Origin of the sequence: Corynebacterium sp. NML130628, from assembly GCF_001875665.1 — a bacterium.
Classification (GTDB): Bacteria; Actinomycetota; Actinomycetes; order Mycobacteriales; family Mycobacteriaceae; genus Corynebacterium.
This window is the reverse complement of the sequence record NZ_MLAL01000004.1, coordinates 1-1100: the sequence shown is the minus strand read 5'-3', so window position 1 is coordinate 1100 and position 1100 is coordinate 1. Positions and strand designations below refer to the sequence as shown.

1 protein-coding gene is annotated in these 1100 nt (G+C 57.4%); it reads right to left on the bottom strand.

Translation table 11 applies throughout. From position 1 onward, the window contains the following. Positions 1 to 1070 (bottom strand): IS481 family transposase (locus tag BJP07_RS00445; protein WP_071565553.1); only part of this gene is annotated, 1070 nt, incomplete at its 3' end. Positions 1071 to 1100 lie beyond the last annotated feature (30 nt).

The window sequence follows — 1100 nt, the reverse complement described above, 5'->3', positions numbered from 1 at the left end:
TCGGTGATGACCATCAGGATGTGTTTGCCGCCGTAGGCGCGTCCAATTCCTAAGTGGTAGAGCCTTCCGGCGTAGCGGATGGTGACTTTGCCGTTGGTTCCGACGATGTCTTGGCGGATGCGCCATTCGTCTTGTGGGTTGTCCGTGGGATGGGCTTTGGCACCTGTGGTGTAGGCCTGTTCGGGCGTGCGGCGCCCAAGTGCTCGATGGGGCCGTTGCGTGTTGTAGTACTTGGCGAATTCGTTGAGTTGTTGTTGCAGCTGGGTAATTGTTTCTGCCGGTGGTTGTGCTTTGATCCAGCGTTTGAGGGTTTGGTGGAATCGTTCGATCTTGCCCTGGGTTTGTGGGTGCCCGGGTCGGCCATTTTTCTGTTGAATGCGGTGGTGATTAAGTGTTTTCTCGAAGGCGTTGCGGCCTCCTTTTCTTCCGGCGAGTCGTGCTGTAAATACCAGTCCGTTGTCGGTGAGCGTGGATGCTGGCGGCCCATAGGTGTCGATGAGGCGTTGGAGCTGTTGTGCCACGGCAGTGCCTGTAAACGCGTGCTCGGCGGTAATTGACAGCAGGTAGCGGGAGTGATCGTCGAGGAAGTCGAGGACTTCTATGCGAGTGCCATCGGCGAGGAAAAGATGCGTGATATCGGCTTGCCAGCACTCATTGGGCATTTCGGCTTCGAAGCGGATGTAGGAGCTTCGTGGCTTCTTCTGCGGTTGTGGGGCAACCAGGCCTGCTTTGGTGATGATACGGCGGATCGTGGAGGTTGAAGGCACTCGCAGGCCTTGTCGCTGTAGATGGAATGCGATGGTGTCTGGGCCTGCGTCGAATCCGGCTCTAGTGAGTTCTTTGCGCATGTCGATGATGTGTTTGCGCAAGTGTTCGGGAACGGCTTGGGGATGAGTGTGCGGTGCGCGGGATTTCGGGGCGATCGCTTCTGGGCCACCAGCATCGAAGTCCGCCAGGATCTTATAGACGCGCTGGCGGGAGATTCCGAATCGCTTGGCGACTTTTGCGGCTGGCTCGCCTTGGTCTCGTACGGCTTTAACGATTGCGAGGTTGCGGTTGGGGCTGTTCATTTGTCAACGATGTCCCGACTGATCCCGATG